11 protein-coding genes are annotated in these 17,850 nt (G+C 35.5%); 3 read left to right on the forward strand and 8 right to left on the reverse strand.

Annotation, left to right across the window (positions count from 1 at the left end; translation table 11 throughout):
* Positions 1-190 precede the first annotated feature (190 nt).
* The 6 genes from GON26_RS02920 to GON26_RS02945 form a co-directional block, all read right to left on the reverse strand.
* Positions 191-1,216, reverse strand: coding sequence for an isoaspartyl peptidase/L-asparaginase family protein (locus tag GON26_RS02920; protein WP_160373211.1), 1,026 nt, complete (start codon positions 1,214-1,216; stop codon positions 191-193).
* Between the two features lie 21 nt (positions 1,217-1,237).
* Complete coding sequence (locus tag GON26_RS02925; RefSeq protein WP_160373212.1) at positions 1,238-2,317, reverse strand: putative glycoside hydrolase; 1,080 nt, start codon at positions 2,315-2,317, stop codon at positions 1,238-1,240.
* Between the two features lie 9 nt (positions 2,318-2,326).
* Positions 2,327-3,394 (reverse strand): carbohydrate-binding family 9-like protein, encoded by a 1,068-nt coding sequence (locus GON26_RS02930; RefSeq protein WP_160373213.1) that lies wholly within the window; start codon positions 3,392-3,394, stop codon positions 2,327-2,329.
* Between the two features lie 6 nt (positions 3,395-3,400).
* On the reverse strand, positions 3,401-4,366 hold the full coding sequence (locus GON26_RS02935; RefSeq protein WP_160373214.1) for a glycoside hydrolase family 130 protein: 966 nt from the start codon (positions 4,364-4,366) through the stop codon (positions 3,401-3,403).
* 231 nt (positions 4,367-4,597) lie between these two features.
* Entirely contained in the window at positions 4,598-6,475 is a 1,878-nt protein-coding gene (locus GON26_RS02940) for a sodium:solute symporter family protein (RefSeq protein ID WP_160373215.1), read from the reverse strand.
* Between the two features lie 32 nt (positions 6,476-6,507).
* Complete coding sequence (locus GON26_RS02945) at positions 6,508-8,751, reverse strand: GH92 family glycosyl hydrolase (protein ID WP_160373216.1); 2,244 nt, start codon at positions 8,749-8,751, stop codon at positions 6,508-6,510.
* 127 nt (positions 8,752-8,878) lie between these two features.
* Here GON26_RS02945 and GON26_RS02950 point away from each other — a divergent pair, with 127 nt between their 5' ends.
* The gene (locus GON26_RS02950; RefSeq protein WP_160373217.1) at positions 8,879-9,937 is read left to right on the forward strand and encodes a sensor histidine kinase; all 1,059 of its coding nucleotides are present in this window, start codon (positions 8,879-8,881) and stop codon (positions 9,935-9,937) included.
* A 60-nt stretch (positions 9,938-9,997) separates the two neighbouring features.
* Positions 9,998-10,711, forward strand: a complete 714-nt coding sequence (locus tag GON26_RS02955) for a LytR/AlgR family response regulator transcription factor (protein WP_160373218.1) — start codon at positions 9,998-10,000, stop codon at positions 10,709-10,711.
* Between the two features lie 237 nt (positions 10,712-10,948).
* Here the strand turns inward: GON26_RS02955 and nagB are convergent, their stop codons facing one another.
* Positions 10,949-12,862 (reverse strand): glucosamine-6-phosphate deaminase, encoded by a 1,914-nt coding sequence (nagB, locus tag GON26_RS02960; RefSeq protein ID WP_160373219.1) that lies wholly within the window; start codon positions 12,860-12,862, stop codon positions 10,949-10,951.
* A gap of 145 nt (positions 12,863-13,007) precedes the next feature.
* Positions 13,008-15,101 (reverse strand): alpha-L-fucosidase, encoded by a 2,094-nt coding sequence (locus tag GON26_RS02965; RefSeq protein ID WP_160373220.1) that lies wholly within the window; start codon positions 15,099-15,101, stop codon positions 13,008-13,010.
* A gap of 275 nt (positions 15,102-15,376) precedes the next feature.
* Between GON26_RS02965 and GON26_RS02970 the strand changes: the two genes are divergently transcribed.
* A complete protein-coding gene (locus GON26_RS02970) occupies positions 15,377-17,821 on the forward strand; it encodes a TonB-dependent receptor (protein ID WP_160373221.1) in 2,445 nt (814 codons plus the stop codon).
* Positions 17,822-17,850: the final 29 nt, after the last annotated feature.

Raw genomic sequence — 17,850 nt, forward strand, 5'->3', positions numbered from 1 at the left:
TCTATTATAAAACGAAATTCTTTTTCAGGAGCTAATCCCACTATTCGTTTCAATCTTTTGTGTCCGCCGCGGCGGACACAAAAGGATTTCCACTTCTCCCGATAGCTATCGGGACGGGGCTAGGGCAATCATTTTCATAAGAACATTTATCATCTTCTTTGTCATTTCTGACATAAAAAAACTAATAATATTACTTATCCCACGACATTTTAAATTTTGCATCTTCCATCCTATGTCCTTTTTCGTCATCAGAAACAGCGTAATTAAATCCTGATCTTAAACTGTAACCAGCGTGCTCTCCGTTTTTATTCAGCGCAATAAATCCCACTTGCAAATATTCCATGTCTTTGTGGTTTTTATGTTTGTTGTAAATACGTTCGGTGATTTCTTTGCACGCTTCGAATGGTGATTTTCCCTGGCGCATCAATTCGACCACCATTGCACTTCCTGCAGTTCTAATTACGGCTTCGCCCAAACCGGTTGCCGCAGCAGCACCTACTTCGTTATCCAGAAAAAGACCCGCGCCGATGATTGGGGAGTCACCGACGCGACCGTGCATTTTCCAGGCAGCACCACTGGTGGTACAGCCTCCAGCAAGATTTCCGTCTTGATCTAACATGAGCATGCTTATGGTATCGTGATTTTCGATATTGATAACAGGTTTGTATTTTGACTCTTCAAGCCATTTTTTCCAGTCTTTCTCAGATTCTGGAGTCAATAAATTTTCTTCTTTAAATCCTTCTGACAAAGCAAATTGTAATGCACCTTGTCCAGATAACATAACGTGTGGCGTATTCTGTAAAACTTTTTTAGCCACAGAAATAGGGTGCATAATTCCTTGCAAAAAAGAAACAGATCCGCAGTTGCTATTATGATCCATGATGCAGGCGTCTAAAGTTACCTTTCCTTCTCTGTCCGGATAACCTCCGTAACCCACACTGCGGACATTAGGATCGGCTTCAGGAATTTTCATTCCGGCTTCAATGGCATCTAAGGCTGGTTTACCGGCTTTTAATTCTTTCCAGGTTTCCTGATTGGCAGGAAGACCATGATTCCAGGTCGATATAATTACTGGTTTTTTTACTTTTTTTGAAGGAAATTCTAATAAATCCTCTTTTACATCTTCTTTTTCCGCAAATCCACTAAGTCCTACAACCGAAGTTACTGCTGCTGCACCTAAAGCTGCTTTTTTGATAAAATCTCTTCTATTTGACATGCTGCTTATTTTTAGAAAATATTATTTTAAACTTGCTTTTGTTGCTTTGATGGTCTTCAAATTACTTTCAGACAATGCGTTTCCGTCAAAGAAGGTAACACCAACAGCTCCATTTTCTTTCGCCATTAAAATAGCTTCTTTGAGTTCTGCATCGTTTTTGATTCCCGGAATATAAATCCCGGTATTGATTTTCGTTTTTTTATCTTCTAAATCAGTAACTCCTTGCTTGGTAGCGTAACCCACCCAGTCAATTTCTTCATCATAAAAACTGTGGTAAATCATGGGATACACTTCGTCAATATTCCATTTGTCCCAACGCTGGCGTACCATGTGATCGGCCATTTCAGGATAAGGAAAAACGGCTGCTGTCAATTGTTTGTTGTGTTTGTGAGCAATTTTATACGCATCATCAACAACGGCTTTTACGGCATTCAGTCTAAAGTTTTTCCATTCCATATCTATAGAAGTGTTGTGGCTGTCTTTTGGGTTTTTATGATGGATTTTTTCGAATGCTTTTATACATTCATCACAATAACAAAAATCAAATTGAGGTAATTCTACATCCTGAACCAAATTGTATTTTGGCAATAAACTGATGGGTAAAAAAATGTCCGGAAAACGAATATAATCTAAGTGAACGCTTTCGATTCCTTCTACTTTTGCTAATTCTTCGACTAAATGTAATACGTGTTCGCGTGATTCTTTTCTGGTAGGACACAACCATTGGTAATAATCGACATAAGGGCGATTATCGAAACATGATTTTCCTTCTTTACTCACCTGATACCATTCTGGGTGCTGTAAAGCAACCGAATCTCCAGGTCTGTTCATCGCCATAATCCAGGCGTGAACTTTTAGACCTTCTTTAGTAGCAAGAGGCACTATTCTTTTTAAGAGTTTTGGATCTGTCGCTGTATTTATTAGTACTTCGTCGATTCCGCCTTCTTTGTATTTTTTAAATTCTTTAGCGTAATCAGCATCTGATTTCTTAGCATCTGCGGTTGTCCAGACACCAAATTTAAAACTGGTTGATTCTTCTTTTTTAGCACATGAAAAAAGACAAATTGCTAGTAAAAAAAATAATAATTTTGGTAGTTTCATAGTAGTGGTTTATTTTGTTATTATTTTGCCGTCCTGCCTTATAATAAAGGTTGAATTTGAAAAAGGACTTATTACAAAAATAGTATATCCTGAGATATTGGTTTCCAGAATGGGTTTTAAAATCTTATTGTCAACACTAATCGTTTCTTTAGTAAGATCAGACAAAGATTTTGCCCACGATTTATGAGTTTGAAAATACTTTTTTTGCGCTCTGTACAAATTGTAGAGTTCCCATTTTATCTTTTCATCCTGAGGGATTTCAAAACTTTCTTTTTCTTTAGAAGAAAAGTAAACATAACCCCATTTTTCAGGTTCGTGCATATCGATCACACCCATTGGCGACCAAACCCAGTTGTATTCTGGCAGAAATTTTCCTTCAGCATCTTTTTTACGTTCGTAACTGCCATTTGTTATGCTATGCTGCCAATTGACTCTTGAGAAATTGACTCTCCAAAATTGATCTTCCGGTACATTTTTTTCATTATACGATTTTCTATAAGATGCCCAGGGAATAGCCATTTCTAATATCCAGCCCTCATCAGTGTCGTTTGGATTATTTAACGTTCCGTTGATTTTTACTGCTGATTTCAGACCCGGAATATTCCAGTCATTTAATACTACGTTATCATTTTCTCTATATGGTTTTGACAAAAACAGATCCCAGGCTGTATTTAAGGCATTAATTTCTAATTCATAATAGTTAAAAGTATCGCTATCAGGATCTATAAAAACTTCAAAATCGTTGTTGTAAAAAATAATGGTGTCGCGTTGTTTTAAATTGGCCCAAACATGTGGTTCATCAATCTTTGCTAATATATAAAAATTGGTTTCATCCCAGAGCATTTTAACTTTTGTTGCATATTTTGGTTTTATGTTATTTTCTATATCTTCAAAAAGAGCTGTCCACTGTACTTTGTTCCATGCGGCATCTGCATCTTCACCATCAATTACAATGGGTTCTGCTGTTTTTGCTGCCACATACGTTTTAGGTACGATGGTCTTTTTTTTCGATTGCGAAAAACCCGCAATCGAAAAAAAAACCAGGGCAACTGTTAATCCTTTAAATTTTAAATACATGCTTTTCTATAAACTATTATCTTTTGTAAACTGAATTACTTCACTTAATTTTCCAAATGCCATTGCCACAACAGTATCTGCAGCGCCATAATATACAGCCAGTTTATCCTCTGCAATATCGTGTAAGGCAGCACATGGAAAAACTACATTTGCAACGTCTCCTACCTGCTCATAAATTTCTGCAGGCCCTAATAAATAAGGCTGTGTTCTGTATTTTACCTGATCCGGTGCGTTTTTTTCTAAAAGTGCCGCTCCCATTGCATAACGGAAACCGTTGCAGGTATTTATAACTCCGTGATATAACATCAACCAGCCTTCAGCTGTAAGAATAGGGATTGGTCCTGCACCAACCTTTGTACATTGCCATGCACTTAGTTCAAAAGCTGATGGTTTCATTACTAATCTGTGTTCTCCCCAATATTTCATATCCGGGCTATAACTGATCCAGATATCTCCAAAAGGCGTATGTCCGTTATCACTTGGACGGCTTAACATGGCGTATTTTCCGTTTATTTTTTGTGGAAACAAAACACCATTTCTGTTGAATGGTAAAAAGGCATTTTCGCACTGAAAAAATTCTTTGAAGTCGAAAGTATATCCAATACCAATAGTTGGTCCGTTGTATCCATTACACCAGGTAATCCAGTAACGATCTTCGATCCAAACCACACGAGGGTCATATTTATAAGCCGATTCTATCATTTCTGTATTGCCAGCCTGCATTACAATGGGTTCATGATTAATGTCCCAATCGATTCCGTTTTTACTAAATCCGGCAAAAATATTCATTTGAACTGCTTTGTTGTCGCATCTGAAAACACCTGCAAATCCGTCTCCAAAAGGAACCACTGCGCTGTTAAAAATACTATTTGATGATGGGATTGCATATCTGTCTATAATAGGATTTTCAGAATATCTCCACATTACGTCGTTACTGTTTTCGGGTCTGTCTTGCCAAGGAATTGTACTCATTATTGTATGTTTTGTTGTTTTTGTTTTTCTGTTTTTTGTTCTGAGACTCACAACACACTATCTTGTCAATTTCGACGAAGGAAGGAACTCCATGATAAACACTACCAAGATTGGAGAATTCCTTTGAGGAGCTTCTTGCGGAGATCCTTCCTTCGTCAGGATGATAAACTGTTGGTGAACTTTGACGATTTTTTATGTATAATTATCTAAATGACTAATTATCTAATCAGACTAATCCTCTATTTGTCGAACTTTATCTAACCAGGTAAATTTCAATATGGTGGTTGTTAATAAAAATACGGCCAATGCTGTAATGGCTTTTGGATAATCTCTGATGATAAAATATATTGGCAATAAAATCATACTGGACTGCCATACAATTCCGATAGCACAATTCAGCATATCTTTATAAAAATCATTGTTTTTTTCGAAAGTATGATCCTCAGCTTTTAATAATTTATAAACTGGTTTCCACCAGCCCCAGGGCCTTACATTGGTATAAAAAGATTTTAGAACTTCGATGTCTGTTGGTTTACTTAAAAAAGTTCCTAAAAGACAACCCAAAATAGAGAAACCAAAAATTATTGGAAATAAATAAATCGCCTGGGCATGAGCTAAATCATATAAAAATGTTCCTTCAGCTAAACTTCCTTTTGCCTGACCTAAAGCAAATTGCAAAGAAGCTACAATCAATCCTGCGAACATTCCCCAGAAATACCCCCAACCGTTAAATCTCCACCAAATCCATTTTAAGAAATTGGCCGCTACATAACCTCCGTACAATGCGCTGGTAATCCATAGCGTCAGCGAATTTATTGAGTCTGCAAAGAATCCCATAAAAACTCCTAAACCAACCACTAGAAAAGATGAAATCTGGCTTACTTTTATATAATGTTTATTGGTTGCAACTGGTTTGAAATATTTTTTATAAATATCATTTACAATATAAGCTGGTCCGGCATTTACAAAAGCAGAAAATCCAGACATAAAAGCTGCTAATAAACCCGCTAAAAGAATTCCTTTTATTCCAACCGGAATGTATAGATTAACGACTTTTGGCATTAATAATTCTAAATCGGCTCCGGTTAATCCTGTATTTGCATTTAGTTCCGGTGCTAAGTTTACCAAAGCAATTACGACAATTCCGGTGATTAATAAATACCTTGGTATGAATAAAATCAAGTTGGTAAAACCACTCATATAGGCCGCTTCTTTTACAGATTTAGTCGAAAGAATTCTTTGTAAATCGTAACTTGGTGTTGGACCTGCAATACTGGCAAAAAAACCTTTGAACAATGTCATTCCTATAAAAGCCCCAAACATTTTGTAACCTTCAGAATCTATCAAATTATTGAAAGTCTGAAATTTATCACTCCATTGAGTTTCAAATTGCCAGCCAAATAAAACATTTTTCCATTCCTCTGTAATTACCGAATTTATCTGAATATCGGTATAATTAATAAAAGCATAACCCGCAATTAGAACTCCGGCAATAATCATGATTAAATATTGCACCACCTCTGTTGCTACTACCGAAAACATTCCGCCCTTTACGGTATAAATCGTTGTTAGAAATATGATTAACAACGCATAAGAGCGCTCTGAAGTTAGTAAAATTAAGTCGCCGTAGTGAAGCGTTAAATCCCAGGGAAGAATAATAGTTACAAATTTTCCGATTCCTTCAAAAAAGTAAGCAATAAAACCAATGGTCGAAATAATGGCAAAAATAGCCACAATAATGTGCGATGCTTTTCCGGCTCTGTCACTTCCAAAACGGGTTAAAATCCATTCAGAACCGGTCATTACTTTTGATCTTCGTATCCAGACGGCCAGGAACATCATGACAAAAATCTGATTCCAAATGGGCCAGAGCCACATAAACATAAAACTTTTTACTCCATATAAAAACAGAATACCAATCATCCATGAAGTTCCCGAAACATCAAACATTCCGGAACCGTTGCTTAGACCTAAGAAATACCATTTGATTGTTTTTCCGCCAAGGAAATAATCATCTAATCCTTTTGATGCTTTTCTTGAAATCCAAATTCCTATTCCTACTGAGAGCAGAATATAGGCTACGATGATTGATACGTCAATGATATCCATTAATTTTTTGGTATTAATTAGTTACTGGTTAGTTATTTTTTTATTCCCCAATTTTTATTAGGCTCAGCCCCCATTACAAAATGTAAAATTCCGCCCTGCAAAATTTGTTGGTGTGTAATGTATGTTTTGTCAAATGCCTGACCGTTTAAGGTTGCGGATTGGATATAGAAATTTTTGTCTGATACATTTTCTGCTTCGATTACAAAGGATTTACCTCCTTCAAGATTGATTTTTGCTTTTTCGAAAAGTGGGCTTCCAATTTCGTACTGGCCTGAAGCAGGATTCATAGGATACAATCCCATGGAGCTGAATACGTACCAGGCCGACATTTGTCCGCAATCTTCATTGCCGCTTAATCCGTTTGGTGTTGTATTGTATTGTGTGTCTAAAATATGTCGTACCCAATATTGTGTTCGCCAGGGCTGACCAGCGTGATTAAACATATAAGCAATGTGATGACTTGGCTCATTTCCGTGTGCGTACTGCCCAATTAATCCTGAAATATCTGCCGAAACATTTTCTCCTGTAATCTCTGAACTTTCGGTAAACAACTGTTCTAAACGTTTTACGAATATTTCATTGCTTCCGTGCAGCGAAATAAAATCATCAACATTTTGTGGTACAAACCAGCTGTGCTGCCAGGCATTTCCTTCGGTATAATCGGTATGTTCTCTGTGGTTGGAATGCTTTGGATCGAAGGGTTCGTTCCAGGATTTTCCATCTTCTGATTTTCCTCTCATGAATCCTGTTTTCGTATCAAATAAATAGTGGTAGGCCTGAGAACGTTTAAAGAAAAATTCATAATCATCCTTTTTCCCTAAAGCTTTTGCCATTTGCGCCACACACCAGTCATCGTAAGCATATTCTAAAGTAATGGTAACCGATTCATCTAATAAATTATACGGTATATACCAGTATTTTTTGTAGAAATTTAAACCGCGTTCGTCCTGCATCATGGTGTTTTTCATGGCTTCGTATGCTTTTTCAGCATCAAAACCTTTTATTCCTTTTAAATAGGCGTCAACTATTACCGGAATCGAATGGTATCCTGTCATAGTATTGGTTTCATTCGCGTATAATGTCCAGACTGGTAATATTTTTTTGGTATCATAATAGGCCAACATTGAGTTTACAATGTCTGAAGTTTGGTCTGGTGCCAATAAAGTCAGTAAGGGGTTTTCGGCTCTAAAAGTATCCCATAGTGATAAGGTAGAATAGGCGGTATAATCTTTTGCTGTAACAATTTGATCATCCTCTTTTCTAAACTGACCGTTTTTATCACTATAGGTTACTGGGGCAACTTGGGTGTGAAATAATGCAGTATAAAAAATTGTTTTTAATGAATCTATTGGGGTCTCTATTTCAATTTTACTTAAAGCTGTATTCCAGATTGCAGCCGCTTCTTGTTTTGTTTTTTCGTAAGTAGCACTTTCTGCATCTAAATTATCTTTGGCATTGGCCACACTTACAGAGGACAAGGCAACCTTTACAAATAATTCGTCTGTATTATTCGGCTCAAAAAATAATTGTGCAGCCGTATTTTCTCCTTCTGTTTTATTTCCTGTAACGATTTGTTTGTTGGCCAACAAAACCGACTCAGAAATGGATTTTGAAAATTTTGCCACAAAAAATACTTTCTGATTTTTTGCCCAGCCCGAACTATAACGATACCCGCTAATAGTATGATTATCTTCAATTGTAATGCCTGTTTTTAAGGTTTTATCCCAATTAATAGCAAAACCAAGATCGATAATTACGGATTGTGTATCATTTTTGGAAAAGGTATATTTATGGAAAGCTGTGCGTTGTGACGACGTTAATTCTACATTGATTTTAGGATCTTCAAGAAAAACCTGGTAAGAGCCTGGTGTTGCTTTTTCGTTAACATGATTGTATTTTGATTTATAAGGTAATTGATCTCGTGACGTTGTTTGAATAGTTAAATCAAGTTTTTTATTGGTTGGCATAAATAAGATATCTGCCAAATCTCCAATTCCGGTTCCGCTTAAATGCAAATGGCTAAAACCCGATACAATAGTGTCTGAATAATGATAACCCGAACACCAGTCCCAGCCAGAAACACCATTATCAGGACTTACCTGCAGCATTCCAAAAGGCACCGTAGCACCCGGATAGGTGTGTCCGTGACCGCCTGTACCAATAAATGGATTTACATGGTTTACAAAAAATTCTTTGTGGGTGTTGTTTTTGTTTGTTTTTATTTTGCAACTTGCACCCAGAATTACAATCAAAAAAAGCAAGGTAATTTTCTTCATCAGAATCATTCTTAATTTAAAATTAAATTTATACAAATTTAATATTTACAAAAAGGAATTTAGACGGACGACGTATAAACGGAGTTAAACATCAAAAAAACAATAATAAATCCTATTTTTCCCGATTATGATTTTCAATTCAAACAAGCTTTACAGAATCCCATTGCACTATCATATTTACTTTTGGTTAACTTATTTTTTGTTCAACACCTTCAGATGGGGAAGCTATTTTAACGATTATATTTATTCTATCAAGACCAATTTATTAGGTTTTCCTATCCACATGGCGTTATGTTATCTTAATATTCTGGTTTTGATGCCGTATTTAGTTTACCAAAAAAAATACATTCTTTACATCATCTCTGTGCTGAGTGCCATATTTATTATGGTCGTTGTAAAATTTAACCTTACCTACATGTTAATTACACATGATGTATGGCCGGAAGGTCCTCAGGTTATCAATACATTATCCCTAAATTATACCATTGACATGATGATGGGAGAGCTTTATGTGATGACATTTGTTACGGCAATTAAAATTACTTTAGACTTTTTAAAAGAACAAAGAAGAGTAACCGATCTCGAAAAATCGCAATTAGAAACCGAACTTCTTTTTTTAAAATCTCAAATTTCTCCTCACTTTTTCTTCAATACACTAAATAATATTTATGCTTTATCTGTAGAAAAATCGAATAAAACCCCAAAAATTGTCCTTAAACTTTCAGAATTAATGCGCTATATGCTTTATGAAACTAAAGGTAAGAGACAAACATTAGAGAATGAGATTCTTTGTATTCAAAATTATCTTGATTTAGAGCGAATAAGAAATGGCGAACGACTGGTCGTCAATATGTCTATTTCCGGCGATATACATCATAAAGAAATTTCTCCTGTTTTATTGCTGACATTTGTTGAAAACGCTTTTAAACATGGCGTAAACAAAAACGCTGGCGACGTGACTATCAATATCAGTTTTGATGTAAAAGAGGACTTTCTGCATTTTAGAATTTCGAATCCTATGCCTACTATTACAAAGCATAAAGACAACTTTAATACTTCGAGCGGTATCGGGATTGAAAACGCCAAAAAAAGACTGGAACTAGGATATAATAAAAATGACTATAAGCTTTCATTTAAAAATAAAAAGAATATTTTTGTCGTCAAGCTAACCATTAAAGTTTCTTAGGCTTTTTTCTTTTTTTAGTCATATCTACAAATTTTTACCACCAAAAAACAATAAATAGAAATGAAAATAAAATGTTTGATTATCGATGATGAGCCATTGGCTATAAACGTCATTAAAGGCTATATAGAGCAAATTGAAGGTTTAGAACTAATAAACACCTTTAGCAATTCGATTGAGGGTTTAAATTTTCTAAAAAACAATCCTATTGATGTTATTTTTCTGGATATTAATATGCCTGTTTTAGATGGTATTAATTTTATAAAAAGCTTAGAAAATCCACCATTATTAATTATTACCAGTGCTTACGATCAGTTTGCAATAGAAACTTACGAGCTGGATGTACTGGATTATTTAGTAAAACCAATTGAGTTCCCGAGACTCATGAAAGCGGTCAACAAGATCAATAAAAGACTGAATAACAGCAGCAAACTTCCGCAGGACAACAGCAAAGAAAATCCTTTTATATTTGTCAAAATTGATAAAAAAAAGATGAAAAAGATTATTCTGAATGAAATCTTAGTCATCGAAAGTTTAAAAGATTATTTAAAAATAAGTACTACCTCCGGAAAATTTATTATTCACAGTACACTGTCTGATTTTACAAACTTATTACCCGAAAAAGATTTTATACGAATTCACCGTTCCTATACAATTGCTATTGATAAAATTGATGCTGTTGAAGGAAATAGTATCGAAATCGAAGGACTTCGATATGTAATAGGCCGATCTTATATTGATGAAGTCAAACAAAAAATTCTGAATTCTTCTATTTAAAGCATAAAAACGATTACTAATCGTTATAAAATAGCCCACAAATCCAACTGATTTTAACAGATTGCCACAGATTTTTTTTTTTAAATAAATAAGAAAATCAGTGCTGATCCGTAATATCTGTATCCTACTTGGTCTATTATTTTTTTTACAAAAAAAATGCAACCATTACGATTGCATTTTTACTGGTAACCAACCAAAATAAACCATGAAACAGTTTATTATATTTTAAAAAACGTATTAAAAATGATAGCGCTTAAAAGCTTCTATAGCCGAATAATCTGCTAAGCCTAAATCATGATACTTTTTTGCAGTCAATCTGTTCCTGTCTTCGACACGAACCCAAAATTCTCTACTGTCATCACCCTGAAACATAACACCATCTTTTTGGGTCTGATGATAAAAAATAGCATGTCGTTTTTTAAGCACCTGATCCGGACTCATTGGTACAGCCATTTCTATCTGATACGATTCCCATTCATGCCAGGCTCCGCGATACAGCCATACCCAGCAATCATCCATATATTTATTCTTTTTTACAATTTTTAAGGCTTCAAACAAACTGTCCAGACATACTTTATGCGTTCCGTGCGGATCTGCTAAATCTCCTGCAGCATATATTTGATGTGGTTTTATAAAATCAATCAAATTGCACATAATATCGATATCAGCTCCTGAAAGATTGTTTTTCTTAACAGTACCTGTTTCATAAAAAGGCAAATCCAGAAAGTGTACATTCGAATCGGGCACACCTAAATAACGTGTCGCTGCCAGAGATTCGCTTCTTCTGATCATTCCTTTTAATTTTCTAACTTCTAAGGAATCAATTTCATTTGCCGATCTGTTTTTTAAGAATTGAATAATGTTTTCTGATTCTTCAGAATGAACATTCAACGACTTGGCTATTTCAGCAAATTTCAACGCTTCTTCATTAGAAACAGCAATATTTCCTGAGGTTTGATAGGCAATATGCACATCATGTCCCTGTTCTACAAGCCGGTCAAAAGTACCTCCCATCGATATCACGTCATCATCAGGATGCGGACTAAAAATAATAACTCTTTTCTTAGCCGGCATGGCGCGTTCTGGTCTGTAAGTATCGTCTGCATTTGGTTTTCCACCAGGCCATCCTGTAATGGTCTGCTGCATTTTGTTGAACATTTTGATGTTTAAATCGTATGCCGTTCCTTCTTCTGTCAAAAGACCAGACATTCCATTATCATTATAATCTTTGTCTGTTAATTTCAAAAATGGTTTTTGAGTCAATTCACTTAACCATGCTACGGCTTTCAATTTCAACTCTTCTGTCCATACTACCGATTTTACCAGCCAGGGAGTTTTTACTCTTGTCAATTCTGATGAAGCCTCGGTGTCCAGCACAAAAGTGGTATTGTTATGCTGTTGCAAATAAGTCGCCGGAACCTGAGAAGAAACAGAACCTTCAATAGTTTTTTTGATAATATCTGCTTTACTTATTCCCCATCCCAAAAGCACGATTCTTTTAGCATTTTTCACCGTTCCAATTCCCATTGTAATCGCTTTTCTGGGTACATTATCAATTCCTAAAAAAGAAGATGCTGCATCGGTACGGGTTAAATGATCTAAAGTAATGCTTCTTGTGCCAGAATTAACGTGTGAACCAGGTTCATTAAAACCGATATGTCCGGTTCTTCCAATTCCTAAAAGCTGAAAATCCAAACCTCCGTAGGATTTAATTTTCATCTCATAATCTATACAATATTGTTGTAATTCTTCGCTGCTTATTTTTCCGTCGGGAATATTAATATTTTCTGCAGGAATATCCACATGATTAAAAAGATGTTCGTGCATAAAATGATAATAACTCTGAATATTGTCTTTATCCATCGGATAATATTCATCTAAATTGAATGTTATCACATTCTGAAAACTTAAACCTTCCTCTTTATGTTTTCTTACAAGTTCTTCATAAACTTTTATAGGCGAAGAACCTGTTGCTAATCCTAAAACACAAGGTTCATTTAATTCTTCTTTTCGTTGTATTAAGTTTGCAATTTCCTGTGCAATCAATAATGAAGCCTCCTGAGAAGAATCAAAAATAACATTATGTATTTTCTCAAAACGTGTTTCTTCAAATTTTCCTGCTTCTTTAAAACCTATATCTTCTTTAATCATTTGCCTGTTTTCATTTAATTAATGTAAGATAAAATTAAAGCTTTATAACTAGCTGCTATTAAAAATTCGACTAATAACAAGTAGTCTTCGGCAAAAGACATAATTATAAACTTAAATCACTTTTCAGTTTATCATTTTTAGAATATCATTCGATAATGTTTACTTCTGCTATCGAAACTGTCTTTCCATTTCCTACCGCTTCTTTGGCAACAAAACGCAGGAATCTGGCCTGTACCGTTTCAAAAAGCTTTATTTGTTCGATTGGATTGTTTTTAATATTCGAAAATTCTCCTTCAGATTGCTTAATCCATTTGATGTTATCAGTACTCGTAAAAAAATCGTAGTTCGCTATTAAATTAAGATTATTGCCTATTTGCTGCGGCATATACGTAAATCCTTTTATTTTCAGTACATCACCCATGTCTATCGTAACGTGTTGAGGAAGCAAATTTGTTTCTCCGCCAAAACTCCAATCTGTATTGGGATCGCCGTCTATCATTCTTTTTGCCGATTTTAAATCGCCACTAGAAATTTCAATTACCTTCCATTTTTCTTTAGACATTCCATACTTTACGGTTCTTACGGCACTGCTTCTATTTTCAGTTGTGTTATAAGCAATTGTTTTTAATGTTACCGCTTTATTGTATTGAAATGGTTCATTGTATAAATTACTTTTTATAGTTGGATTAGTGCCATCTGTAGTATAAAAAATCGGATTACCTTCTTCGGCTTTGATCGTTACCAAACCGTTTTTATCCCGATGAACCTCCGGAAGACGAACAAAAGTTGGTGCATTATAGGCTTCAATATTCGAGATAACGATACTGGCTTTCGAATCGGTAATGTTTATTTTTAGTGCCGATGCTTTTACTCTGTCAATTCTTAAAATTCTTTTGTAACCAATAGTTGTTTCAGCAGCAATAGTTTTCCATTGCCCCATAATTTTGGCTTCAACGGTAAAAGCTTTTACACGCTGTCCTAATTTTATATCTTCCTGAAGGAGAATTCGGTTAATCGCAATAGGCTTTTCAAAATCAAATTCAATTGAAGCTGTTTTTATATTATTATCCGTTGCCCAATAGGTGTTTTTGTCTCCGTCAATTACATTTTTGGCTGCAAATTGATTGCTTTTTCCTCTTGTATTGGTGCCTGTTACTTTCGTATTCGCTAATAATTCTGTTTTAAAATCGGCTTTGATAGTTGCCACGAGTTCATTCAGTCTTGCAACGTCATTTTCATGTACCAATCCTCTCCTGTCAACCGGAAGATTAAGTAATAAATTGGCATTTCGTCCTATCGATTCATAGTAAATATCTACCATTTCATCTAATGAACGTACTTTATCATCTTCGACAGCATGATAAAACCAGCCGGGCCTAATGGAAACATCAGCCTCGCCTGGCACCCATTTTTCGCCATCTTCATGACCCGATACAAACTCTGTATAATGTACTTTTCCTGCCAGTTCATCTTTTTGGCGTAAAAGTGACCAATTGGTTTTACCCGCACGACCTTCTTCATTTCCAATCCATCTGGCTTCTGAGGGGCCTATTCCCCAAACCAGTGTTTTGGGAGCAATCTTATAAATGAGTTTGTACGTTTCATCCCAATTATAATATTCAAGTGAATTGATTTTTCTGGTTTCATTGGCACCTCCATAATATCCGTCACCACCATTTGCCCCATCAAACCACATCTCAAAAACATCACCATAATTGGTTAACAGTTCTTTTAACTGATTTCTAAAATAGGTGATATACCCTTCTTTACCATATTCAGCGTGATTTCTATCCCAAGGCGAAAGGTAAAGTCCTAATTTAAGATCGTATTCTTTGCAGGCAGCAGCCAATTCTTTTACCAAATCGCCTTTGCCATTTTCCCAAGGAGAATTTTTTACAGAGCGCTCCGTATAAGCGGAAGGCCATAAACAAAAACCATCATGATGTTTGGCAACCAATATGATTCCTTTCATACCGGCCTCTTTAGCAACTCGTGCCCATTGGCGAACATCTAATGCTGTGGGATTAAAAAGTGCAGGAGATTCATCTCCGTATCCCCATTCTTTATTTGTAAATGTATTAAGAGAGAAATGTACAAAAGCATAGAATTCCATTTCCTGCCAATCGATTTGCTTTTGGGTTGGCAAAGGACCAAATGGTTCAGGAGATTTTACTTTTTTTTGCCCCATAACCGGAGCAGTCATATATAAAAAGCATACTAATAAAAAAAGATTTTTCATTGCGATATGATTAATAACTGTTAGTAAAATAGTAACATCACAATATTAATCTAAATTACCATCGAAACTTATATAATTTCGACCAACGACCATTTTAAAAGAGTTTTCGTATCCTAAAAATTACAACCATTTCATCTCTTCGATTTCCTGCTAATGAAAAAAAACAGCTAATTAACTCTAAATCTATCCTTTCATAGAAAATTATTCTTTTAAACTATTATTTGTATTTAATCTAAATAAGTATAAATTTGCGGTCTAAAAAATAAATAACCACCATGAAGTTACCTTTCTCATTGTTGCTGCTTGCCTTTTTAAATATTGGCCTGGCACAAAACGCCAAAATTACCGGAAAAATACTTTCGGAAAATAACGAAGTGATATCTTACGCTTCTATCTCCATAAAAAGTCTTAAAAAGAATACCGTTTCTGATGATAAAGGAAATTTTGAAATTACAAATCTTACTCCTGGAAATTATACCGTTTCCTTCTCGGCAATGGGATTTAATGTTGAGGAAAAAAATATCGAACTGCATGATAATGAAAATCTTGAAATCACAGTTGTTTTAAAAGAAAACATCAACACTTTGCAGACTGTTGAAATTACAGGCCGTAAAGAGAAATCCTATCGAAATACAAAATCGTTTATTGGAGCCAAGACAGAAATTGCTCTTAAAGATCTGCCACAGGCAGTGTCGTATGCAACTAAAGAGTTGATAGCCGATCAGGGTGCTATCCGCGTAGGCGAAGTGGTAAAAAATTTCAGCGGAGTGAGTCAGTTTACTTTTTATGATGATATTTCGATTAGAGGTTTTAGAATAAACGGAGGAAGCAACACACAATTACTTAACGGTATGCGAACCTCAACAGGATTCTGGAAACAGCCGCTTGCTAATTATCTGGAACGTGTCGAGGTTTTAAAAGGACCTTCATCGGCTTTGTTTGGAAATGCTTCTCCTGGAGGAGTCATCAACAGAGTAACGAAAAAACCCTTGGATCAGGCCGCAAATAGTGTGAGTTTTTCTACCGGAAGTTTTAATACTTTAAGAGCTTTAGCCGATTTTACAGGGCCATTAACAGAAGATAAATCGCTTTTGTACCGATTGAATTTAGGTTATGAAAATGCGAATTCTTTCAGAGATTTACAATTTGATAAAAATATTGTACTTGCTCCTTCCCTGTCTTTCCTTCCAAATGATAAAACCAGTGTCAATTTTGACCTGATTTATACGAGTTCAAAAAGCATACTAGACCGTGGACAATCAACTTATGAAAACAGTTTATATTCCACCAAAACTTCTAATTCGTTAAACTCTACCAACGATTATTTAAATGAAGAAACTTACATTGTAACGACTTCCTTAAATCATCAATTCTCAGATCGTTTCTCGTTTTCCGGATCATACATACGAACAGGTTATACAGAAGATCTTTTAGAACATCGAGGTGCCAATAAATACGCTTCTGCCGGTGATGGAACCACCATTTCGACTTCTATCGAAATGCAGGTTTTTATGCGCAAGCGTAAGCGCTACATAGATAATCTTTCGACCTTTTTTAAATACCAGGCCAAAACCGGAGCGTTAGACCACAACCTAATTTTGGGGTACGATTATGCGCAGGAGGAAGTCCCGGCTGGAGGTTCTCAGTTACAGGCTACCGGATATAGAAATGCTGCCAATACAGGATCAATTGCTACCTATAATCCGGCTAACAGCGCAAATTATTTACTGGATTCAAAAGGCAATCCAGTACCGAACGTAGCGCATTTTGATTTGACCAATCCATCCGGATCACAGCAATTAAAAGATATGAGCAAATATTTTTATGCAGCACGCCCGTTTGATCCTACTTTTTATTCTTTATACGGAATATATCTTCAGGATCACATTAAGTTTGGTGCTTTTCAGGCTTTAATTGGAGTGCGTTACGACGAATACACTGATAAGGAAAACTATAAAAAAGCTGCTGAAAACAAAGTAAAACAGCATTCGTTTTTACCGCGTTTTGGACTTACTTATACTGTTAATCCGAATATTAATTTATACGGAACTTACGTAAAAGGATACAATCCGCAAACGGCTTCTTCTCTATCCAACCCAAATGCTGGAGGGCCATTTGATCCGTTAGAAAGTAATATGATCGAGTTTGGAGGAAAATCTTCCTGGTTTAAAGAAAAGCTTTTTGTAACGGTTGCCCTTTTCAAAATTCAGCAAAAAAACACATTATATCCGGCAAACGATACTGCAAATCCAGATTTAATGCGCGCTATAGGTGAAGAAGAATCTAAAGGTATTGAATTTGATATAAATGGAAATATCACCAGAAACTGGAGTATCTCTGCCGCTTATTCTTATAATGAAGCCGCAATTTCCGAAAGCCCGATTGCATCTGAAATTGGAAGACAAAAACCAAATACCCCACGCCAACAGGGAAATCTATGGACCCGTTATAATTTTACAAACGGAGCCTTGAAAGATTTTGGACTTGCCTTAGGAAGTAATTTTGCGACAACTCGTACACTAAGCCAAACCGATACACAGACTCTTCCTGGCTATACATTATTTAATGGGGCTTTGTATTACAGCATTAATAAATTTAAAATTCAGGTCAATGCGAATAATATTTTAAACAAAACCTATTGGGTTGGTGGTTACGATTATATTCGTTTGTTTCCAGGAGCACCCTCAAATTGGCTGCTAACACTAGGATATTCGTTTTAAAAATTTATTTATATTAAAAAAAAACACCA

It is taken from the genome of Flavobacterium hydrocarbonoxydans (assembly GCF_009789235.1).
Classification (GTDB): Bacteria; Bacteroidota; Bacteroidia; order Flavobacteriales; family Flavobacteriaceae; genus Flavobacterium; species Flavobacterium hydrocarbonoxydans.